A 20251-nucleotide genomic window follows, 5' to 3' on the forward strand; every position below is an offset into this window, starting at 1 on the left:
CGCCTCAGAACACGGACGGCACGAACATCGCGTCCGGCACCGGGTGGCGGATGTAGTCCGCGTGACGCTCGCGGTCCGGCAGGTGCACCGGCGGATGCGCGACGTCGCCGTAGGGGATCTGCGCCAGGAGGTGGCTGATGCAGTTGAGCCGGGCGCGCTTCTTGTCGACGGCCTCGACCACCCACCACGGCGCCTCGGGGATGTGCGTCCGGGCGAGCATGTCCTCCTTGGCCTTGGTGTAGTCCTCCCACCGGCGGCGGGACTGCACGTCCATCGGCGAGAGCTTCCACTGCTTCAGCGGATCGTGGATGCGCATGTTGAAGCGGAATTCCTGCTCCTCGTCGGTGATCGAGAACCAGTATTTCAGCACGAGGATGCCCGAGCGGGTCAGCATGCGCTCGAACTCGGGCACGGAGCGGAAGAACTCCTCCACCTCGTCCGGCGAGCAGAAGCCCATCACGCGCTCGACGCCGGCGCGGTTGTACCAGGACCGGTCGAACAGCACGATCTCGCCGGCGGCCGGCAGGTGCGAGACGTAGCGCTGGAAGTACCATTGCGTGCGCTCGCGCTCGCTCGGGGCGGGCAGCGCCGCGACGCGGCAGACGCGCGGGTTGAGCCGCTGGGTGATGCGCTTGATCACCCCGCCCTTGCCGGCGGAGTCGCGGCCCTCGAAGATCACGACGACGCGCAGCTTCTGGGCCTGGACCCAGTCCTGCAGGCGCACCAGCTCGTGCTGCAGGCGGAACAGCTCGCGGAAATAAACCTTGCGGTCGAGGCCGGGCGGACGGGCGGGCTGTCCGAGCTCGTCGGCCAGGCGCTCCAGGCGCTCGTCCTCCATCTCGAGTTCGAGCTCCTCGTCGAAATCGTCGGCAACCTCCCGGCGGATCGCCTCCACCTCCGCTGCCCGCTGCCCGCCGTCCATGTGGAAGCCCCGTCTCCGCCGAAATGCCGGCCGCGCTTAGATCACGGCATCATGACAGGCTTGATACGGCCTGATGAGCCGGCGACGATCCGAGGGAACGGGGACCGCACCCTACGGGTTAAAGGGCAAGCTGCGCCATTTCGCGAGCCTGGCTCGCCCGGCGCCCCACCTATCAAGAGGGTCCACCCATGAGCCTGATCGGACGCATCGTCACCAAGCTCCTCGGCAACGAGGACCGTCCCGTGGTCCGCGACGACCGCAACTACGATTCCGGCACCCCGCTCGGTCGCCTCGTGACCAAGATCCTGCGGAAGTAAGGTTTCCCTCCGGGCGGCTTCGGCCGCCCGGCTCCGGAATCCCGGCGCGGCTCAGGCCGCCCGGCGCTTGGCCTTCTTCTCGCGTCCCTGGCCGGGCGCACGCTGCCCGGCGCGGGTCCGGTCGAGCACGAACTTCGCGTAGTCGTCCATGTCGCCCGCGAAGGGCTTGACCGTGTTGTCGGCCGCCAGCCACAGGCGATCCGCTACCAGCTCCATCAGCGAGCGGTCGTGGGTGATGAGAATGACCGCCCCACCGTAATCGTTCAGCGCGTCGAGGAGTGCCCTCCGGCTGTCGATGTCGAGGTGGTTGGTCGGCTCGTCGAGGATGAGCAGGTGCGGCGCCTGCATCGCGACCAGATTGAGCAGCAGCCGCGCCCGCTCGCCGCCCGAGAGCGCATCCACCGTCGTCTCCTGCTTGTCGAAGGCCAGGCCGAAGCTCGCGAGCTTGGCGCGCCGCGCCGACTCGCTGTCGTCCGGACGCTCGCGCCGGATGATCGCCAGCGGCGTGTCCTTCGGGTCGAGAGCCTCGATCTGGTGCTGGTGGAACCAGCCGACCTGCACGCGCCCTTCCCGCACCATGCGCCCGTCGCGCACCGTGAGGGCGCCCGCCGCCATCTTGGCGAAGGTCGACTTGCCCGCGCCGTTGACGCCCAGCAATCCGATGCGGTCGTCGACGTCGAGGGTCAGGTTGAGGTCCCGCAGCACCGGCGCGTCGTCGCCATACGCGATGGTGGCGTCGGTGAGGTGCATCAGGGGCGGGGCCAGCGGCCGCTTCGGCGAGGGCAGGTGAAACGGCGCCACGTGCTCCTCGATGGTGGTGGCGATCGGCTCCAACTTGGCGAGGCGCTTGACGCGGGACTGCGCCTGGGCCGCCTTCGAGGCCTTGGCCTTGAAGCGGTCGATGAAGCTCTGCAGGTGCGCGCGCTCGGCTTCCTGCTTCTGCTTGGTCGAGGCCTGGAGGCGGGCCTTCTCGGCCCGGCGCTTCTCGAAGTCGTCGTAGCCGCCCGTGTAGAGTTCGAGCTTGCCGCCGGCCACGTGCAGGATCGCGTCCACCGAGTTGTTCAGGAGCTCGCGGTCGTGGCTGATGATCAGGGCCGAGTGCGGGTAGCGCTTCAGCCGCGCCTCCAGCCAGAGGGCGCCCTCGAGGTCGAGGTAGTTGGTGGGCTCGTCGAGGAGCAGCATGTCCGGCTCGGCGAAGAGCGCGGCGGCCAGAGCCACGCGCATCCGCCAGCCGCCGGAGAACTCCGCCATCGGCCGGGTCAGGTCCTCCACCGAGAAGCCGAGACCGGAGAGGATCTCGCCGGCTCGGGCCGGGGCCCGGTCGGCATCGATCTCGATGAGGCGGGCATAGATCTCGCCCAGGCGCTCGGGCGCGGCGGTCTCGAGCTCGGCGTTCAGGGCGTCGCGCTCCACGTCGGCCGCCAGGATCGTGTCGATCAGGCTGACGGGGGTCGCGGGGTGTTCCTGGTCGACCGAGGCGACGCGGGCGGTCTTCGGCAGCAGGATGGCGCCGCCGTCGGGCTGCAGCTCGCCGAGGATGATCTTGAACAGGGTCGACTTGCCGACGCCGTTGCGGCCCACCAGCCCGACCTTGGAGCCGGGCGGAACCGCGACGCTGGCGCGATCGAAGAAGCGCCGGCCCCAGGCGCTGAAGGTGAGGTCTTCGATCTGAATCATGCGGGGGCTCGTCGGGGGCGTGGGCACCGGACGGACCCGGACGCGGTCCAGGACCCTACCGCACCGCACCATCGGACGCGAGAGGCACGGCACGCAACCGCCCCCCTCGCCGCACGCGCCCCGGGTCGAGCCCCGGGTCGAGCCCAGGGTCGTGCCCGGACGGGAAACGAGCCGGGGCGCCGGCCTACTGGGCGGCCACCACCGAGGCTTTCACCAGCGGCGCCACCGGCACGTTCTTGTGCCAGAACGTGCCGGTGCGCCCGGTCTCGTAGCCGGTCTCGTACAGGCTGCGCATGTACGCGGTGTCGAAGCCGCGGGCCGTGGAGGCGTTGGGCGCGGATTCGTCGATATAGGCGAGGTTGAAGCCGATGCCGTTGTTGCGCGTGAGCGCGTAGGTCGCGGCCAGGGTGGCGCGGCTGCGGGCGCGGCTCGCGGTGGTGAACGAGCGCTCGACGATGGAGAGCGTGTTGTTCTGGGCCAGGTCGAATTCCGGCTCCAGGCGCCCGTTGATGATGACGTAGATGTCGGACTTGGCGCCCGCCTTGAACCGGCCGTCGCGCAGCAGGAACGATTGCGGCAGCGTGAACACCGGCGTCACCACCGAACCGTCGACATGCATCTCCTGGAAGGTGCGCTGCGCCGCCTGGACGTCGATGAGCTGCGGCGGGAACACCGCCGGGATGCTGGCCGAGGCGGTGAGCACGTTGGTGAAGAGGTCGAGGGCGGCCGGCCCGCCGCTGGTGGCGATGGCGCCCATGTTCCAGATCACGGCGCGCTGGGCATCGAGGTTCGTCGTCACCACGAGGAGACGACGGCCCTTGGCGTGCTGGGCGGCGACCGCCGCCAGGAGGTCCGGCGTCACGTAGCGCCGCACGAGGTCGCGCAGGCGCCCGTCCCCGAACAGGCCCGAACCGAACAGCACGTTGGCGAAGCTCGGCGACTGGACCAGGGTCGAGGCGACACCGCTGGTGTAGATGTCCTTCAGGATGGCGTCGTATTCCGGCCCGACGAAGGCGAAGGGCGCGATCAGCGCACCGGTGGAGACGCCGGAGACCAGGGAGAATTCGGGGCGCTTGCCGGACTCGGTCCAGCCGTTCAGCAGGCCGGCGCCGTAGGCCCCGTCGCCGCCGCCACCGGACAGGGCGAGGTAGGCGAACGGCACCTTGCTGTTCTGGGGGCGCGCCGACATCTCGGTGAAGGTCTTCTCCGAGGCATCCGCGTAGGCACGGACGTTCGGATCGAGCCCGGGCAGGACCGCGGCGGCCGCCTCGCTCGCCGTGTAGGACGTACGCGGCGTGGTGCCACAGGCCGCGACCTGGCCCGCGACGAGCAGGGCCAGGAGCCCCCGGGTCCAACCGAGACGACGCATGTTCGACATGTCCACAGCCAAGTCCACAGTCTGGATTCCGGAGCCCGACCCCGGCGCAACCCTAACACGGAAAACGAGCTTGGCCGTTGCCGTGTTCCGGCTACGCTTCGCGACGCCGTACCGGTGTGGCATTCGCGCAGCAGATGCCGGGATCTCACGCGATCTCGCGAAAGCGTGTGGACGCCGGGGCCCTCCGTGGCCCGCCCCGACATCAAATGAACTTCCTGCGCACACGTCCGTTGGAGCACCATACTGTGACGGTTGACCGTCGCGGTCATGATCCGACATCCCGTTTCCCTCGCGAAACCTGCTTTCGCCGACCGGTTGCGCTTACGCAGACCGGCCGTGCCGCCCGCATGTGCCGTCGACGGTCCTGACGGATGACGGGGTGAGCAGGACAGCCCCAGGGATCGGTGGCGCGAGGAGGAGGCAGAGGCGATGGAACGAGACGATGCGTGGCACCTGACGGGCGATCTGATGGTCGAGCACGGCAAGGGCGATCCCTTCGCTGCCGCCATCCGGGCGACCCGCATGCCCATGATCGTCACGGACCCGCGCCGCGACGACAATCCGATCGTCTTCGTCAACGATGCCTTCCTGCGCCTCACCGGCTACGAGCGCGGCGAGATCATGGGGCGCAACTGCCGCTTCCTTCAGGGGCCCGACACCGACCCGAACGCGATCCAGCAGCTCCGCGAGGCGGTGGATGCCAGGCGCGACATCGCCGTCGACATCCTCAACTACCGCAAGGATGGCAGCCCGTTCTGGAATGCCCTCTACATGAGCCCGGTCATCACCAAGAGCGGTGACCTGCACTACTTCTTCGCCTCGCAGCTCGACGTGACCGACCGGGTCGACGCGCAGATGCGGACGCAGAACGAGAAGGAGCATTTCGAGCGCGAGGTTGCCAAGCGGACGCGCGAGCTGTCGGACGCCCTGGCGGCCAAGACCATGCTCGTTCACGAGGTCGACCACCGGGTGAAGAACAATCTCCAGATGGTCGCCTCGCTCCTCACGATGCAGACCCGGAGCATCTCCGACCCCACGGCGCGCGAAGCGATGAAGTCGATGCTGACCCGGGTCGAGGCCCTGGGGACGGTGCACAAGCGCCTCTACCAGTCCCACGACGTCGAGCGCTTCGACGTGGCCGAGTTCGCGCGCGAGCTCGCCACGGACCTCGTGCGCGGCTCCGGCCGCTCCGGGATCAGCCTGCACCTCGACCTGGAGCCGGTCGAGGTCCCGGTGGAGAAGGCGCCGCCCGTGGCGCTGATGATGAACGAGCTCATCACCAACGCGCTGAAGCACGCCTTCCCCGACAACCGGCCCGGCCGCCTCTCGATCCGGGTCCAGCCCGATGGACGCTACTTCGGCATCCGGATCATTGACGACGGCATCGGCATGCCCCAGGAAGTCGTGGGCACGCGTTCGTTCGGCAAGCGCCTGATCGAGAGCTTGGCGCGACAGCTGAATGCCAGTATCGCCTGGCAGCCGGGTCATCCCGGAACTTCGATCGACATTCGCCTCCCGCGCGAATCCCCGGGCGCCAAGGACAGCACGTGAGCGAACCCCTCCGGGTCCTGATCGCGGAAGACGAAGCGCTCATCCTGATGCAGCTGGAATTCCTCGTGGAGGATGCCGGCCACGTCGTCGTCGGCAGCGCGGCGACCGCCGAGGAGGCGATCGGGGTCGCCCGCGAGGTTCGGCCGGACCTCGTCTTCGTCGACCTCCAGCTGCGCGGCGGCTCGTCCGGCCTCGACATCGTCCGGACATTGCGGGACGAGGCCGCGATGATCCTGATCTTCGTCACCGCCAACGCCCAGCACCTTCCGGAGGGGTTCGAGGGGGCCGCCGGCGTGATCGCCAAGCCCTTCACCGAGGCGGTGATCTTCGACACCCTGGCGTATTTCAGCGAGTGCGTGCGCGCGCCGCCGCCGCGCTCTCCCCTGCCCCTCGGGCTGCGCCTCGCGCCCGCCTATCGCGCCGCCCTCAGCGTCTAGGCCGGCTCAGCGATAGCCGGCGGCCTGCAGCTCGAACAGCTCGGCGTAGCGGCCGCCCAGCGCCTGCAACTCCGCGTGACTGCCCGACTCGATGACCCGCCCGCCGGCGAGGACCAGGATGCGGTCCGCCATGCGCACGGTGGAGAAGCGGTGCGAGATCAGCACCGCCGTGCGCCCGTGGCTCAATTCGCGAAAGCGCTGGAACACCTCGAACTCGGCCCGGGCATCGAGGGCGGCGGTGGGCTCGTCGAGGATCAGGATCTCGGCCTCGCGCATGTAGGCGCGGGCGATGGCGATCTTCTGCCACTCGCCCCCCGACAGGTCGACGCCCTCGGCGAAGCGCTTGCCCAGCGGCTGGTCGTACTGGAGCGGCAACCGGCCGATGACGCCGTCGGCGAGGCTGCGCCCGGCCGCCCGGGCCACCCGGTCGGTGTCGTCGCGCGCCTCGATCCGGCCCACGGCCACGTTCTCGTGGGCGGTGAAGCTGAAGCGCACGAAATCCTGGAAGATCACGCCGATGCGGCCGCGCAGGTCGTCGAGGTCGTAGGCGGAGAGGGGCCGGCCATCGAGAAGCACGCGGCCCTCCGTCGGGTCGTAGAGACGGGTCAGCAGCTTGACGATGGTGGTCTTGCCGGCGCCGTTCTCCCCCACCAGGGCCAGCACCTCTCCGGCCGCGAGGTGGAAGCTGAGGTCGCGCACCGCCCAGGTGTCGGTGCCGGGATAGCGGAAGCCGACCGCCTCGAAGACGATCCCGCTTCGGATCGGACGCGGCAGGGGCGCCGGGTTCGCGGGTGAGCGGATCGCCGGCACCACGGCGAAGAACGAGAACAGGTCGTCGAGATACTGGGCCTGGGAGGCGATCTGCGAGAAGCCGAGGAGCAGCCCCTCGATCAGGCCGCGCAGGCGCTGGAAGGAGCCCGCCAGGAAGGCGAGGTCGCCGATGGAGAACTGGCCCGCGGCGGTGCGCCAGACGATGGTGGCGTAGGCGAGATAGTAGGCCAGCGTGCCGAGCGCCGCGAAGGCCCCGCCCCAGCCGGCCCGGCGCAGCGCCAGGGCGCGGTTGTCGGCCACGAGCTTCGACGCCAGCCCCCGGTAGCGCTCGGCGATGTAGCCGTTCAGCCCGAACAGCTTGACCTCCTTGGCGGATTCCACGCTCGCCCCGAGGAAGCGCAGATAGTCGATCTCGCGCCGCTCGGGCGTCCGGGTCCAGGCCAGCCGGTAGCCCTCGCGGTTGAAGTAGGTCTCGTTGAGAAAGGCCGGCACCAGGGCGACCGCGAGCAGCAGGATGAGCCAGGGTGCGAAGGCCACGAGGCCGAGGGCGAAGGCCACGAGGGTGATGAGATCCTGCCCCTGACCGAAGAGCTGGAACAGGAGGTTCGAGCGTCCGGTGACCTGGCGGCGGGCCCGCTCGAGGCGGTCCTGCTGCGCGCTGTCCTCGAACTGCTCCAGATCGAGCTCGGCGGCGTGCCGCATCAGCTTCAGGGTGGCGGACGTGCCGTAGAGATCGGCGACGAGGCCGTCGACCAGGGTGCTGGCCCGCCCGAGGAGGTCGGCCAGGATGGCGAGGCCGAACTCCGCGGCCACCAGCACGGCGAGGTACCTCAGGGCCGGATCCGACAGCCAGGCCTCGGGCCCGAGGCCGCCCGGATGCGGCCGGGCATGCTCGGCCACGATCGCGTCGAGGATGAGCTTGGCGAGGTAGAGCATTGCGACGGGCAGGCTGGCCCGCGCCAGCCGCAGGCCGAGGCTGACCACGAGCAGGCGCGGACTCGCGGCATAGACGAGGCGCGCCAGGGCCGGCAGGTGGCGCAGGGCGCCGAGGCGCGCGGAGAGGGCAGTCAGGGGAGAGAGGCGATCGGGCATCGGCCGGGACCATGACCGGGAGCGGCACCCCCGTCGATGCCGCAGACGCCGCACCCAGTCGCGGAGATGTCAGCGCGGGACCGGCCAAAGTCTTCAAGCTCTTGAGGACAGGCGATCCGCCGGCGAGACTTCACTTTATCGCCTATGTTAGGCGTTCATCCTCTTCACAGGCGCGAGGCCGCCCTCACAATGCTCAGCGGTTCAGCGGTCCTGCGGGTCGGCATTCTCATCGTGGTGGCAGCCGTCCTGGCCGGGATCATTCAAATCCTGCGTCCGCATGACGGCGGAACACCGGAGGCGCCGATCAGCCGGACGGCCCCGGAGACCGGGGCTGCCGGAACCCAGGCGGCCGTGCCGCCGGCCGTGACGCGGCCCGTCTCCCCGGTGTCGCCGGCGCCCCTGCCGCAGGCTGCGCCGTCCCCCGCGCCGGTGCCACAAGCCGCCGTGCCGCCGACCCCCGCGCCCGCGCCCCCGCCGGCACCGATGCCGAATGGCGCTTCGCCCACGTCACCGCTGCCGAGTGCGCCGGCCCTGCCGTCTCCGGGTTTGGATCTCGGGACGACCGCCCGGCCGACGAGTCCATCGGCCGGCGAGGAGGCCATCGACAACGCCGCCGAGACGGCCGGGCCGCGGGGCGTCGCGATCGTCGACCTCAACACCGGAACCGTCGCCGAGCTGAACGGCCTCCGGGGCGGCGGCATGATCGGGCGTGCCATCGTGCAGAAGCGGCCCTACGCCTCGGTCAGCGAGCTCCTGTCGAAGCGCGTCCTCAGCCGGGCGGTCTACGAGCGGATCAAGGATCAGGTCACGGTGCGCTGAGGCCCGTTTCGGGTAGCGCGCCACGCGCCGGCTGCCTAAGATGCGGCTCTAGGAAGCTGGAAAGTCGCTTCGATCACCAGGGACGAGCCATGTTTGCGCAAGCCGGGGGCGTTACCTTTCGCGAGGATCTCGGCGTCGAGGAGACCACCGAGACCGACAACATCGTCCGGTGGGACGGCGAGAAGCTCTACGTGGAGCACGACATCTATCACAACGGCCAGCTGGTCCACCGCAAGTACCGCAAGAACGTCAGCGAGGCGGTGGCCCGGGCGCTGCAGGCGCTGATCAACCGCGCGCAGCAATAGGCGTCCGGATCCCCGCGCGGGCGCCCCCGGCGCCGGCGCGCTACTTTCCGATCCAGTCGTGCCCCGCCACCACCGCCTCCACGGTGCGGGTCCAGGTGCCGGGCTGGTCCGTGGACCCCGTCCCGAGGGCGCGCTGGACCATGACGCTGTCGCTCCAGCGCCCGAACTTGTAGCCCACCGCCGGCAGGAGCCCGACGCGAACGAAGCCGCAGGCCTCGTGGAGGCGGAGCGAGGCCTCGTTCTGCGCATCGATGTAGCCGATCATCTGCCGGTAGCCGCCCGCGGCGCAGGCCTCGATCAGGGCCGGCAGCAGGCGCCGGCCGATGCCGGCGTGCAGGTGCTCGTGGTGGACGTAGATCGAGTGCTTGAGGGTGTAGCGATAGGCCGGACGCTTGCGGAACGGCACCGCGTAGGCGTAGCCCGCCACGATCCCGTCGCGGTCGGCCACGAGGTGCGGCAGGCGCTTCTTGCGCATGGCCTTGCGCCGCTTCTTCAGATCGTCGGGATGGAGCGGATCCGCCTCGAAATCCCCGACATCGCCGACGCCGCGCCGGATGTGGTGGGCGTAGATGTCCACCATGTCCGGCACGTCGCTATCCGACGAGGGCCGGATGACGAGGTCGGGATCGCTCTCGGACGAGCCCGCCATCAGCGCCCCTCGCGCATGACGCGGGGCTCTCGCATGACATAGGTGTGGAACCGGATCGTCCCGTCCGGATCCACGTCGCGGAACACGCCCTGGATCTCGGCCTCGAAGCCCGGGAACAGGTTCGCCGAGCGCTCGAACATCTTGAAGTAGTCCAGCATGGGTTTGGCCCGCTCGTCCAATCGCTCGCCGGGAAGCACCGTGCCGATGCCCGGCGGGTAGACCAGAAGCAAGGTCGTCGCCACGCGCCCCTCGGCTTCCGCGATCGGGACGTAATCGACGTTGTTGCGGGTGAGCTGCTGCACCGCCTCCTTGGGCGTCATCACCATCTCGGGCAGGTGCCCCGGCTCGAACTGCTTGCGCTGGAGCGTGCTGGTGCCGTGCTCGCGGTGGAAGGCGTGGAAGTCGGCGCAGAGATCGCGCAGGCGCACGCCCTTGTAGCGATTGGGCCGGCGCCGCACGAATTCGGGCATCGCCTCCTCGAGGGGCACGTTGTCGTCGTGCAGGCGCTTGAAGGCCACGAGGCCGGAGATCAGCGTGCCGGCCTTGGAGGATTCGACGCCCGGGGTCAGCAGGAAGAGGAGCGAGTTGAGGTCATTCTTCTCCGGGACGATGCGATTTTCACGAAGATACTGAGCCACGATGGGGGCCGGCACGCCGTGCTCGGCATACGCGCCCGTGTGCTGGTTGAAGCCCGGGGTGAGCACGGTGAGCTTGTTGGGGTCGGTCATGGCGTAGTCCGGCGCCACGTGGGTGAAGCCGTGCCAGTCCGCCCCCGGGGTCAGCTCCCAGTACTTCGCGTTGCCGGCAAGCTCGTCGGTGGAGAGGCTCTCCCACGGCACCTTGCCGTCCGGCCCCTTGACTGTGTCCGGCACGAAGGGGTCGAAGAACCAGCGCCGTAGGGGATCGCCCTCCTTCTCCTCGAACTCGCGGCGGATGGCCCGGACCTTCTTGCGCCACTCGATGCCGAGGCGGATCGTATCGTCCCAGAGGACGACGCCGGAGCGCCCCTTCATCATCTGCGCGCCCACGTCGAGGGAGGCGAACAGGGGGTAGAACGGCGAGGTCGAGGCGTGGACCAGGAAGGTCTCGTTGAAGCGCCGGTGCTCGATGCGCCGGGTCTGGCCGCGGATGTGGCTGTCCTTGGTGTGGATCTGCGAGGCCTGCGAGAAGCTCGCCAGCTGCTTGTGCGTCGACTGCGTGGCGATGATGCCCGGCGAGGTCTCGTCGAGGCCTTTCAGCCCCATGGCGAAGCGGCCGGCGAAGAGCGGGTGGAACTTCATGAAGCCCGCCCAGGCCTCGTCGAAGAGGATGTAGTCGCAGAGATGCCCGATCTTATCGAGGATCATCTGCGCGTTGTAGATCGTGCCGTCGTAGGTGCACTGCTCGACCACCGCGACGCGGAACGGCCGCTCGCGCCGCCAGGCCTCCTTGTCGGTGATCAGCGGGTTGGTGCGGATCTTCTCGCGGATCGCCTTCTCGTCCAGCGCCTCGTGGTACATCGGGCCGATCAGCCCATAGGCGTTGCGGTCGGTCTCTAGGAAGACGGGAATCGCGCCGCCGAGGAACAGCGCGCCGTGATGCGCGGCCTTGTGGTTGTTGCGGTCGAAGAGCACGAGGTCGCCCTCGGCGACCAGGGCCGAGAGCACGATCTTGTTGGAGGCCGAGGTGCCGTTGAGGACGAAGTAGGTCTTCTCCGCCCCGAAGATGACGGCCGCTTCCTTCTGCGCCTTCAGGGCCGGCCCCTCGTGGACGAGGAGATCGCCGAGGTCGAGCACCGAGTTGTCGAGATCGTCGCGGAACACCGCCTCGCCGAGATGCTCGACGAAGATCCGCCCGATCGGCGAACGGTTGTAGAAGATGCCGCCGTTGTGGCCCGGGCAGGTCCAGAGCTGGTTGCCCTGCTCGGCATAGTCGACCAGCGCGCCGAAGAACGGCGTCTTCAGGGTCTCGGCATATTGCTTCACCCGGCTCACCAGGCCGCGGGCGATGTAGTCCGGGGTCTCCTCGGCGAGGAAGATGTACCCGTCGATGAAGTCCAGCACCTCGACGGGGATGTCTTCCAGGCGCTTGCGCCGGACCATGATGACGATGGGCATCTCCAGCCCGCGCTTGCGCATCAGGTTGATCAGCGCCGCCGCCTTGCCGTCGAGGCCGCGCTTGCCCCAGTCCACCACCATGCAGCCGATGGCCGAATCGGTCTGGACCGCGATGGCCGCATCCTCGACGCGGCGGGCCCGCACCACCTCGAAGCCGAGCTTCTCCACGGAGCCGATGATCTGCTGGACGCGCACGCCCTCGAGATCGTCCGGGTCGAAGTTCGGCGCGCACATCAGGACGGTGAAGCGGCGAAAGAAGTCCATGCGGAAAAGGCTCCCAGAGGGGTTTGGCGCACCGTTCGCGACAGGACGTGACGCTTCGATGACGATCTTGCGGCGGTCGCGGTGTTTTCAGGCTCCCCGCGCTGCGACAGAGAGCCGGCTTACGATCAGCCGCGCCGTTTGACGAGCCCGAGCCGGCGGATCACGCCGTAGACCGCCAGGGCGGCGACCGCGCAGATGAGCAGGGCGAGGAGCGAGCCGTCCTCGAACTCCCCCAGGAACAGCCCCTTGGTGTTCATGCCGAAGACGCCGGTCACCAGGGTCGGCGGCAGGAACAGCGCGGTGAGGATCGACAGGGTGAAGAGCTGGCGGTTGGTCTCGGCCGCCGTGCGCCCGGCGATCTCGTCCTGCAGCAGGCGGCTGCGCTCGGACAGGACCAGCATGTCGCGGTGGAGCGAGTCGAGGCGCTGGACCACCCGGGCAGCCATGCGCACCACCGCATCGGGCAGGGCGTCGTCCGCCTCCTCGGTCTCGGCTTCGAGGCGGTGGAAGACCGCGCTCAGGCCCGCCAGTTGGCGGTGCTGGCGCACGGCCTGCCGGCGGATCGGCGCCAGGGGCCGGGGATCGTCGGGCTGATCCTCGTCGAGCATGCGGTCCTCGATGGCGTCAAGGGCATCGGAGAAGCGCCGCGCGGAGGCGTCGAGGGAGGCGGCGACGCCCGCGACGAAGATCTCGAGAAGGCCCGCCGGCGTCGTCACCCGGCGCCCGGCCAGCACCGCGTCGCGGGCGGCCTCGGCGGCGGCGGTGGCGTGCCGGCGCCCGCTCACGAGGCGCTGCGCACCGAGGACGCAGTGGAGACGCCCGGCCGGCTCATCCGCGATCCGGCCGTCGAACTCGCGTGCCCGGTCGGCGATCACGAGGCCGAGATCGGTGCCCTCGATCACCACGCGCTGGTGACCGTCACGGGCGAAGGTCGCGACGGCGAGCGCTGGCGGTCCGAAGCGCCCGGCGGCGATCAGTTCGTCGAGGCGCGCATCGACGAGGTCGAGATGCAGCCACAGGAACCCCTCCGCGACGGGCTCCGGCAACCCGCCGCCCTCCCACAGGCGCCCACGCCCCTCGGCGTCGAACACCATCGCGAAGAGCAGGCACGGCAGGGCGGCGGTATCGGAGAGGAGGCGCGGCATGCGGGCGGCCCTGTTGCCGGCAAACCGCCGACGGTCGCGGCGCTGGATCGCAAGTGTGGGCGACAGTGTCGTGACGGTCGTGGGCAACCGGGTCGGGACCGCGGCTCGGACCATGGCCCCATCCTGGTCTCCCCGTCGACGGGCGCGCGGAGAGGCACGCCGTCGCCCGCGATGCTTCCCCCCCGGCGCCGGTCGACAACATGATATCGCCCGCGGCAAACGCCGCGGCATCGGGCTTGCTCGGCGCAGGGCAGAACAGCGGGGCGGCATGGTCGAGAAGCTTCTTCACGCGGGCGCGAGCCTCGCCCTGCTGCTGGCCGTCGCCGTGCTGTTCTCCACCAACCGCCGGGCGATTTCGCCCCGGGTGGTGCTCTCGGCCCTGGCGCTGCAGCTGGCGCTGGGAGCCCTGGTGCTGTTCATTCCGGCGGGCCGGACGGGCCTCGCGGCGGCGGCGTCCTTCGTCCAGACCGTGCTGAACTACGGCGACCGGGGCACCGCCTTCCTGTTCGGCGGCCTCGTGGAGCCGCGGATGTTCGAACTGTTCGGCGGCAGCGGCTTCATCCTGGCCCTGCGCATCCTGCCGCAGATCCTCTACGTCTCGGCGCTGATCGCGGTGCTCTACCATTTCGGCGTGATGCAGGCCGCCGCGCGCGGCATCGGCGCGGTGCTGCAGCGGGTGATCGGCACCTCGCGGATCGAGACCTTCTCGGCGGTGATCACCATCGCCATCGGCCAGAGCGAGATCGCCATTGCGCTGCGCCCGTTCCTGGTGGCGCTGACCTCGGCCGAGCTGTTCGCCGTGATGTCGAGCGGGGCCGCCTCCACGGCGGGCACGATCCTCGCCGGCTACGCGGCGCTGGGGGTGCCGATGGAGTACCTCCTGGCCGCCAGCGCCATGGCGGTGCCGGGCGGGCTCCTCTACGCCAAGATCCTGGTGCCGACGACGGAGCCGAGCCGGGTCACCTCCACGCGGGTCACCTTCGCGGAGACGCGGGCGGTCAACGTCATCGAGGCGGCGGCCGACGGCACCCAGAAGGGGCTCGCCGTGGCGGTCTCGGTGGGGGCGATGCTGATCGCGTTCACGGGACTGATCGCCCTGCTGAACGGGTTCATGGGCTGGGCCGGTGGCCTCGCGGGCTATCCCGCCCTGAGCCTGGAGGGCGTCCTCGGCACGGTGTTCGCGCCCCTGGCCTGGCTGATGGGCGTGCCCTGGGACCAGGCCGGCCTCGTCGGCGGGGCCTTGGGTCAGAAGATCGCCTTCAACGAGTTCCTGGCCTACGCGCAGCTCTCGCCGGTCCTGAAGGGCGGCACCCTCGATCCGCGGACGGCCGCGATCCTGTGCTTCGCCCTCTGCGGCTTCGCCAACCTGACCTCGGTGGCGATCCAGCTCGCGAGTCTCGCCAGCCTCGCGCCGGAGCGCAGGGCGGAGATCGCCCGGTTCGGCCTGCGCGCGATCCTGGCCGGCACCCTGTCCAACCTGACGAGCGCGACGCTCGCCGGGTTGTTCATCGGGGCCTGACGGCGATGCCGGCCAGGACGGGGGCGCGGAGGCTCATGCGGCGGCGAGCTTCGCCGCCTTGACCTTCGCGGGACCGGCCTTGGTGACGGCCGTGAGCGGCAGCTCGATGTCGATGTCGAGGGTCGACATGTCCTGTCCGCGGTCGAGGCGGATCTGGACCTTGTCGCTGTTCACCTCGACGTGCTTGGCGATGACCGCGAGGATCTCCTCGCGCAGCACCATCACGAGATCGGAGCCGCCGACCCCCGCCCGTTCATGGGCGAGGATGAGTTGCAGGCGGTCCCGGGCGACCGGCGCCGAACCGCGCCGGTTGAACATGTTGAGGAGGCTCATGCTGCCCTCCGGGTGAAGAGTTTGTCGAGGAAGGACTTCTTGTCGGTGGGGACCGACATCGGGACCGCATCGCCGTTGAGGCGGCGCACGGCGTCGGTGTAGGCGCGGGCCGGGGCGCAGAGCGGGTTGTTCAGGGTCACCGGGCAACCGACGTTCGAGGCGCGCAGGACTTCCATGCTCTCCGGGATGATGGCGAGCAGCGGGATCGAGAGGATCTCGAGCACGTCCTCGATCTTGAGCATGTCGCCGCGATCGGCCCGGGCAGGGTCGTAGCGGGTGAGGATCAGGTGCTTGTCCATCGTCTCGCCGCGCTCGGCCTTGAGCGTCTTGGAGTCGAGCAGGCCGATGATGCGGTCGGAATCGCGCACCGATGAAACCTCGGGGTTCGTCACCACCACGGCGACGTCGGCGTGGCGCATGGCCAGCGTGGCGCCGCGCTCGATGCCGGCCGGCGAGTCGCAGATCACCCAGTCGAACTTCTCACGCAGCTCGTCCATGACGCGGGCGACGCCCTCGTCGGTGAGCGCATCCTTGTCGCGGGTCTGCGAGGCGGGCAGCAGGTGGAGCTTGTCCAGGCGCTTGTCGCGGATGAGGGCCTGGTTGAGCTTGGCGTCGCCGTTGACCACGTTGATGAGGTCGTAGACGACGCGCCGCTCGGCGCCCATCACGAGATCGAGGTTGCGCAGGCCGACGTCGAAGTCGACCACCGCCACGCTCTTGCCGGCCTGCGCGAGCGCCGCGCCGAGGGCCGCCGTCGTCGTCGTCTTGCCGACGCCGCCCTTGCCTGATGTCACGACCAGAATTTTGGCCATATGAGCTGTCTCCTCAATCCAAGGATGCGAATTTGATGGCGCCGCCATCGAGCCAGATTTGCACGGCCTTGCCGCGCAGGTGGTTGCCCATCTCCTCGGCCGTGCGGACGAGGCGGTCGATGCCGAGAAGCTCGGGCTCGAACTTGCGGCAGCAGATGCGGGCGCGGGGGTTGCGGGCGGCGCCGGCGATGGCCCGGCCGCGCAGCGCGCCGTAGACGTGGATGGAGCCGCCGGCGAGGATCTCCGCGCCGGAGGAGACCGACCCCATGACGGTGACGTCGCCGGTGGGGTGGACGATGGATTGCCCGGACCGGACCGAGCCCTCGATGGTGAGGGACGTCGTGGCCGGCTCGAGGGGTGCCGGCGGCACCTCGGGCTCCGGCTCCGGCTGGGCCGGGATCTCGATCGTGTTCGAGGGCCGTCCCTGGACGAGGAGCGGCGGGCGCCCCGGGCCGAGGAGCGACACGTCCGTGCCCTCGATGCCGAGGATGCGGATCTGCCGGCTGCCGAGTTCGGCGAGCAGCGTGTCGAGGTCCGGCGCGGCGGGCGCCAGCGCCGCCACGTCGAGGATCAGGGCGCGCCCGTCGAACAGGGTCGGCGAGCGCTTGAGCGCTTCGTCCAGATCGGCGAACCAATCGGGAAGCGGGGTCTCCGGGGCCAGCACCAGGGACTTGAAGGCGCGGCCACGAAGCTGAACGGGTCTGCGGGGAGGGCTTGTGTCAGTCACGGGCTCTCGCGATTCCTTACCAGACCATTGATGCCCGGTATGGTTACCGCTTCGTTAACAACCCGTGTTCAAAGGATTAAAGGCGCGCATTTTCCTCGGATCCGATGATCCAGGGACGGGATCCGCGAAAAAAGGTCGGCCCCGGAGGGGGCGTGCGGTCAGGGTCATCGCCCGGGCGACGACCCGGTTCACCGCGTGGTGGGCAGCAGCCAGTTCGGCAGCCACATGGCGATGCCGGGCACGAGGCAGAGGATCAGGATCGCCACCGCCATCAGGATCACGAAGGGCAGCGTGCCCCAGATGATGTCCTTCAGCGGGATGTCGGGCGCGATGTTCTTGATGACGAAGATGTTGAGGCCCACCGGCGGGTGGATCAGGCCCATCTCCATGGTGATGGTCATCACGACGCCGAACCAGACGAGGTCGAACCCGGCGGCCTTGAGCGGCGGCAGGATGATCGGCGCCGTCATCAGGATGATCGAGACCGGCGGCAGGAAGAAGCCGAGCAGGATCACGAGGCCGAGGATCGTCACCAGCAGCACCCAGGGGGAGAGCTGCATCGCCACGATCGCGGCCGCCGCCGACTGCGAGATGTGCAGGTAGCTCATCACGTAGGCGTAGAGGAGCGACATGCCGATGATCAGCATCAGCATGGTCGATTCCCGCAGGGTCGCGGTGAGGATCGGACCCACGTCGCGCGGACGCCAGACGCCGTAGATGACGGCGATCAGGCCCAGGGCCAGGAGGCCGCCGAGGCCCGCCGTCTCGGACGGGGTGGCGTAGCCGCCGTAGAGCGCCACCATCACGCCGGTGAGCAGGATCACGAAGGGCAGCACCCGCGGCAGCGTCGAGAAGCGCTGGCGCATGCTGTAGGTATCCTCCGCGAGGATCGGCGAAGCCGTGCCGTTCCGCTCGTAGGCGACCTTCGCGGCCGCGTATTCCGCGCGGAACCGGTAGACCGACCAGGTCGCGAACAGGCCGACGAGGAGGAGGCCCGGTCCGATGCCGGCGAGGAACAGACGTCCCAGCGACTGCTCGGCCGCCACCGCGTAGAGGATCATGGTGATCGAGGGCGGCAGCAGGATGCCGAGGGTGCCGCCCGCGGCGATGATGCCGGCGGCGAAGCCCGGCGAGTAGCCGCGCTTGCGCATCTCCGGGATGCCGGCCGAGCCGATGGCCGAGCAGGTGGCCGGGCTCGACCCCGCCATGGCGGCGAAGAGCGCGCAGGCGAACACGTTGGCGATGCCGAGGCCGCCGGGGATGCGATGCATCCAGGCATGCATGGCCGAGTAGAGGTCCTGACCGGCCTTGGACCGCCCGATCGCCGCGCCCTTCAGGATGAAGAGCGGGATCGACAGCAGGGTGATCGACGCCATCTCCTCGTAGACGTTCTGCGCCACCGTATCGAGGGAGGCGCCCGGCATGAAGACGTACATGAAGGCCAGGGCGACGAAGCCCAGGGCGAAGGCGATGGGGATGCCGGCGAGCATCGCGCTCAGGGTGGCCCCCGCATAGAGGAAGCCGATGGCCGCGACGCTCATGGATGCCTCCCGGTGACCTTCGTGTCCGGCACGGTGTTGGCGAGGGGATCGCCGAGGGGCCGCGTGCCCGTCGGGGTGCCGCCGGGGTGCCCCTGCGTGTCGCGGTTGAGATCGGCACCGAGGCCGATCTTGGGGTTCGCCCAGCCGGCCTTCTCGGCGCCGTAGAGGATCTCCTCGGCGATCTGCAGGGCGAACTGGATGCCCAGCAGGGTCATGCCGATCGCCATCAGGATGTAGGGGATCCAGAGCGGCGGCCCCCAGCTCGACTGCGACACCTGTCCGTCGACCCAGGCCTCGTGGAGCAGGGTCCAGCTCTTCCAGGCGAAGAACGCCACGAAGATGAAGCTGATCACGTCCGCCACCAGGAGGCGGGCGCGGTTGACCCGCGGCGAGAGCAGGCCCGTCAGCGCCTCGATGGCCACGTGGCCGCGCTTGGCCTGCACGGCGGCGGCCGAGAAGAAGGTCGCGCCGACGATCAGGAACACCGCCATCTCGTCCTGCCAGTCGGTGGGCTCGTGCAGGACGTAGCGGATGACGACGCTGTAGCTGAGCACCAGGCAGGCGCAGACCAGGGCGATGCCACCGAGCAGCATGATGACGTGATTGACGCCCTTCAGGGCCCGGTCGATGGTGCCGAGGAGCCCCGGAACCCGGGGCTCTGCCGTCGTGTGCGTCTCGGCGGCGGCCGAAGCCGCGTCGAAGGCGTGGCTCACGACACCTGCTCCGCCAGCTTGAGGAGCTCGGCGCAGCCGGCCGACTTGCCCGCGAAGTCCTTCCAGGCGGTCTCCCGGGCGATGTCGCGCCACTGGCCCAGGGTCTTCTCGTCGAGATTCTGGACCTTCGCGCCGGCCTTGGTGAAGATCTCCTCGACCTTGGTGTCGTCCGCCTTGGCCCCGGCCTGCCCGAACGGCTCGAGCTCGGCGCCGATGGCCATGATCAGGTCCTGCTGGTCCTTGGGCAGGCGCTCGAAGGCGAGCTTGGACATCATCAGCGGCTCGAGCATGAACCAGTAGGAGCGCTCGCGGCCCGAGGTCAGGGCCTTGCCCAGTTCCTCCAGGCGGAACGAGATCAGGCTGGTGGAGGAGGTGATGACCGCGTCGCACGCGCCGGTCTGCATGGCGGCGTAGGATTCGCTGGAGGGGATCGACAGGGTGGCGGCGCCGGCCTGCTTCATCATCAGGTCCATCTCGCGGGACCCGCCCCGGACCTTGAGGCCCTTGGCATCGGACGGTGCGAAGAGGGGACGCTCGCGGCTGGCGACGCCGCCCGCCTGCCAGACCCAGGAGACGAGGATGATGCCCTTGGCGTCGAGGATCTCGGTGAGTTTGCGACCCACCGGCGCCTTCTTCCAGGCGATGGCCTGCTCGTAGGAGCTCACCAGCGCCGGCATCAGGCCGATGTTCAGCTCAGGCACCTCGCCGCCCGCGTAGGGCGAGGGATAGAGCGACAGGTCGAGGGCGCCCTTCCGCATGGCCGCGAACTGAGCGTTCGTCTTCATCAGCGACGAGCCCGGGTAGACCTGCACCTCGAGGGCCCCCTTCGAGCGCTCGGCCAGGGCCATCGCGAACTTGCGGCACATGCGATCGCGGAAGTCGCCCTCGTCGATGGTGCCGCCGGGGAACTGGTGCGAGAGCTTCAGGGTGGTGGCAGCCTGGGCCCGCGAGCCCAGGGACAGGATGGCGGGGGCGGCGAGGCCGCCGGCGACGAGGGCACGGCGTGTCAGCATCATGGCGTGTCTCTCCCTGGGCCGGTGCCCGGCCGCTTCGTTTTGCAGCGCAGCATTTATACTGCGCTGCGACTTCGTTATACATGAAACGACGCCTTGTATATTTTGTCAACGCGATTGAATAATGGTGGACGCCTGATTTTCGCGAGTCGGCGGGATTAAAACGGGCC

At 69.4% G+C, this 20251-nt stretch carries 19 protein-coding genes; 6 read left to right on the forward strand and 13 right to left on the reverse strand.

All coding sequences use genetic code 11. From position 1 onward, the window contains the following. Nucleotides 1–4: 4 nt before the first annotated feature. The gene (gene ppk2 / locus ASF58_RS00100) at nucleotides 5–922 is read right to left on the reverse strand and encodes a polyphosphate kinase 2 (RefSeq protein ID WP_055945821.1); all 918 of its coding nucleotides are present in this window, start codon (nucleotides 920–922) and stop codon (nucleotides 5–7) included. Nucleotides 923–1110: 188 nt separating this feature from the next. Between ppk2 and ASF58_RS00105 the strand changes: the two genes are divergently transcribed. Beyond that, nucleotides 1111–1239, forward strand: coding sequence for a hypothetical protein (locus tag ASF58_RS00105; protein ID WP_055945825.1), 129 nt, complete (start codon nucleotides 1111–1113; stop codon nucleotides 1237–1239). Between the two features lie 51 nt (nucleotides 1240–1290). Here ASF58_RS00105 and ASF58_RS00110 read toward each other — a convergent pair whose 3' ends face one another. Both ASF58_RS00110 and ASF58_RS00115 read right to left on the reverse strand, forming a co-directional pair. Continuing rightward, on the reverse strand, nucleotides 1291–2916 hold the full coding sequence (locus tag ASF58_RS00110; RefSeq protein WP_055945827.1) for an ABC-F family ATP-binding cassette domain-containing protein: 1626 nt from the start codon (nucleotides 2914–2916) through the stop codon (nucleotides 1291–1293). A gap of 184 nt (nucleotides 2917–3100) precedes the next feature. Beyond that, nucleotides 3101–4294, reverse strand: coding sequence for a patatin-like phospholipase family protein (locus tag ASF58_RS00115; protein ID WP_055945831.1), 1194 nt, complete (start codon nucleotides 4292–4294; stop codon nucleotides 3101–3103). A 429-nt stretch (nucleotides 4295–4723) separates the two neighbouring features. Between ASF58_RS00115 and ASF58_RS27405 the strand changes: the two genes are divergently transcribed. Then, nucleotides 4724–5845, forward strand: coding sequence for a histidine kinase dimerization/phosphoacceptor domain -containing protein (locus tag ASF58_RS27405; protein WP_055945833.1), 1122 nt, complete (start codon nucleotides 4724–4726; stop codon nucleotides 5843–5845). Beyond that, complete coding sequence (locus tag ASF58_RS00125; RefSeq protein WP_055945836.1) at nucleotides 5842–6282, forward strand: response regulator; 441 nt, start codon at nucleotides 5842–5844, stop codon at nucleotides 6280–6282. The genes ASF58_RS27405 and ASF58_RS00125 overlap by 4 nt, the downstream gene beginning before the upstream one ends. 6 nt (nucleotides 6283–6288) lie before the next feature. Here ASF58_RS00125 and ASF58_RS00130 read toward each other — a convergent pair whose 3' ends face one another. After that, the gene (locus tag ASF58_RS00130) at nucleotides 6289–8145 is read right to left on the reverse strand and encodes an ABC transporter ATP-binding protein (RefSeq protein WP_055945838.1); all 1857 of its coding nucleotides are present in this window, start codon (nucleotides 8143–8145) and stop codon (nucleotides 6289–6291) included. Between the two features lie 189 nt (nucleotides 8146–8334). Between ASF58_RS00130 and ASF58_RS24640 the strand changes: the two genes are divergently transcribed. Both ASF58_RS24640 and ASF58_RS00140 read left to right on the forward strand, forming a co-directional pair. Then, on the forward strand, nucleotides 8335–8964 hold the full coding sequence (locus ASF58_RS24640) for a helix-hairpin-helix domain-containing protein (protein WP_082512737.1): 630 nt from the start codon (nucleotides 8335–8337) through the stop codon (nucleotides 8962–8964). 89 nt (nucleotides 8965–9053) lie between these two features. Next, nucleotides 9054–9269 carry a hypothetical protein gene (locus tag ASF58_RS00140; RefSeq protein ID WP_055945841.1) on the forward strand — a complete coding sequence of 72 codons (216 nt, stop codon included), beginning with the start codon at nucleotides 9054–9056 and terminating at the stop codon, nucleotides 9267–9269. 40 nt (nucleotides 9270–9309) lie between these two features. On the opposite strand, the gene ASF58_RS00145 is transcribed toward ASF58_RS00140, so the two are convergent. From ASF58_RS00145 to ASF58_RS00155, 3 genes are all read right to left on the reverse strand, one after another. After that, nucleotides 9310–9918 carry a GNAT family N-acetyltransferase gene (locus ASF58_RS00145; protein WP_055945844.1) on the reverse strand — a complete coding sequence of 203 codons (609 nt, stop codon included), beginning with the start codon at nucleotides 9916–9918 and terminating at the stop codon, nucleotides 9310–9312. Continuing rightward, the gene (locus ASF58_RS00150) at nucleotides 9918–12278 is read right to left on the reverse strand and encodes an Orn/Lys/Arg decarboxylase N-terminal domain-containing protein (protein ID WP_055945847.1); all 2361 of its coding nucleotides are present in this window, start codon (nucleotides 12276–12278) and stop codon (nucleotides 9918–9920) included. Before ASF58_RS00150 ends, ASF58_RS00145 begins: the two co-directional genes overlap by 1 nt. Nucleotides 12279–12403: 125 nt before the next feature. Then, a complete protein-coding gene (locus ASF58_RS00155) occupies nucleotides 12404–13537 on the reverse strand; it encodes a CorA family divalent cation transporter (RefSeq protein ID WP_244477140.1) in 1134 nt (377 codons plus the stop codon). A 154-nt stretch (nucleotides 13538–13691) separates the two neighbouring features. Here ASF58_RS00155 and ASF58_RS00160 point away from each other — a divergent pair, with 154 nt between their 5' ends. Then, nucleotides 13692–14942 carry a nucleoside transporter C-terminal domain-containing protein gene (locus tag ASF58_RS00160; protein ID WP_055945850.1) on the forward strand — a complete coding sequence of 417 codons (1251 nt, stop codon included), beginning with the start codon at nucleotides 13692–13694 and terminating at the stop codon, nucleotides 14940–14942. A 33-nt stretch (nucleotides 14943–14975) separates the two neighbouring features. Here the strand turns inward: ASF58_RS00160 and minE are convergent, their stop codons facing one another. The 6 genes from minE to dctP all read right to left on the reverse strand — a co-directional run bounded on the left by minE (nucleotide 14976) and on the right by dctP (nucleotide 20084). Then, on the reverse strand, nucleotides 14976–15275 hold the full coding sequence (gene minE / locus ASF58_RS00165) for a cell division topological specificity factor MinE (protein WP_055945853.1): 300 nt from the start codon (nucleotides 15273–15275) through the stop codon (nucleotides 14976–14978). After that, the gene (gene minD / locus ASF58_RS00170; RefSeq protein ID WP_055945856.1) at nucleotides 15272–16087 is read right to left on the reverse strand and encodes a septum site-determining protein MinD; all 816 of its coding nucleotides are present in this window, start codon (nucleotides 16085–16087) and stop codon (nucleotides 15272–15274) included. Before minD ends, minE begins: the two co-directional genes overlap by 4 nt. Before the next feature lie 13 nt (nucleotides 16088–16100). Then, nucleotides 16101–16814, reverse strand: coding sequence for a septum site-determining protein MinC (gene minC / locus ASF58_RS00175; RefSeq protein WP_055945859.1), 714 nt, complete (start codon nucleotides 16812–16814; stop codon nucleotides 16101–16103). Between the two features lie 188 nt (nucleotides 16815–17002). Next, on the reverse strand, nucleotides 17003–18355 hold the full coding sequence (locus ASF58_RS00180; RefSeq protein ID WP_055945862.1) for a TRAP transporter large permease: 1353 nt from the start codon (nucleotides 18353–18355) through the stop codon (nucleotides 17003–17005). Beyond that, nucleotides 18352–19068 carry a TRAP transporter small permease gene (locus tag ASF58_RS00185; protein WP_055945865.1) on the reverse strand — a complete coding sequence of 239 codons (717 nt, stop codon included), beginning with the start codon at nucleotides 19066–19068 and terminating at the stop codon, nucleotides 18352–18354. The genes ASF58_RS00180 and ASF58_RS00185 overlap by 4 nt, the downstream gene beginning before the upstream one ends. Further along, on the reverse strand, nucleotides 19065–20084 hold the full coding sequence (gene dctP, locus ASF58_RS00190; protein WP_055945867.1) for a TRAP transporter substrate-binding protein DctP: 1020 nt from the start codon (nucleotides 20082–20084) through the stop codon (nucleotides 19065–19067). Before dctP ends, ASF58_RS00185 begins: the two co-directional genes overlap by 4 nt. Nucleotides 20085–20251 lie beyond the last annotated feature (167 nt).

This window comes from Methylobacterium sp. Leaf125 (assembly GCF_001423085.1).
Taxonomy (GTDB): domain Bacteria; phylum Pseudomonadota; class Alphaproteobacteria; order Rhizobiales; family Beijerinckiaceae; genus Methylobacterium.

Coding starts and splice junctions, on each gene's coding strand:
- ppk2 (WP_055945821.1), bottom strand. CDS start 922: ATGGACGGCGGGCAGCGGGCAGCGGAGGTGGAGGCGATCCGCCGGGAG.
- ASF58_RS00105 (WP_055945825.1), top strand. CDS start 1,111: ATGAGCCTGATCGGACGCATCGTCACCAAGCTCCTCGGCAACGAGGAC.
- ASF58_RS00110 (WP_055945827.1), bottom strand. CDS start 2,916: ATGATTCAGATCGAAGACCTCACCTTCAGCGCCTGGGGCCGGCGCTTC.
- ASF58_RS00115 (WP_055945831.1), bottom strand. CDS start 4,294: ATGTCGAACATGCGTCGTCTCGGTTGGACCCGGGGGCTCCTGGCCCTG.
- ASF58_RS27405 (WP_055945833.1), top strand. CDS start 4,724: ATGGAACGAGACGATGCGTGGCACCTGACGGGCGATCTGATGGTCGAG.
- ASF58_RS00130 (WP_055945838.1), bottom strand. CDS start 8,145: ATGCCCGATCGCCTCTCTCCCCTGACTGCCCTCTCCGCGCGCCTCGGC.
- ASF58_RS24640 (WP_082512737.1), top strand. CDS start 8,335: ATGCTCAGCGGTTCAGCGGTCCTGCGGGTCGGCATTCTCATCGTGGTG.
- ASF58_RS00140 (WP_055945841.1), top strand. CDS start 9,054: ATGTTTGCGCAAGCCGGGGGCGTTACCTTTCGCGAGGATCTCGGCGTC.
- ASF58_RS00145 (WP_055945844.1), bottom strand. CDS start 9,918: ATGGCGGGCTCGTCCGAGAGCGATCCCGACCTCGTCATCCGGCCCTCG.
- ASF58_RS00150 (WP_055945847.1), bottom strand. CDS start 12,278: ATGGACTTCTTTCGCCGCTTCACCGTCCTGATGTGCGCGCCGAACTTC.
- ASF58_RS00155 (WP_244477140.1), bottom strand. CDS start 13,537: ATGGTCCGAGCCGCGGTCCCGACCCGGTTGCCCACGACCGTCACGACA.
- ASF58_RS00160 (WP_055945850.1), top strand. CDS start 13,692: ATGGTCGAGAAGCTTCTTCACGCGGGCGCGAGCCTCGCCCTGCTGCTG.
- minE (WP_055945853.1), bottom strand. CDS start 15,275: ATGAGCCTCCTCAACATGTTCAACCGGCGCGGTTCGGCGCCGGTCGCC.
- minD (WP_055945856.1), bottom strand. CDS start 16,087: ATGGCCAAAATTCTGGTCGTGACATCAGGCAAGGGCGGCGTCGGCAAG.
- ASF58_RS00180 (WP_055945862.1), bottom strand. CDS start 18,355: ATGAGCGTCGCGGCCATCGGCTTCCTCTATGCGGGGGCCACCCTGAGC.
- dctP (WP_055945867.1), bottom strand. CDS start 20,084: ATGATGCTGACACGCCGTGCCCTCGTCGCCGGCGGCCTCGCCGCCCCC.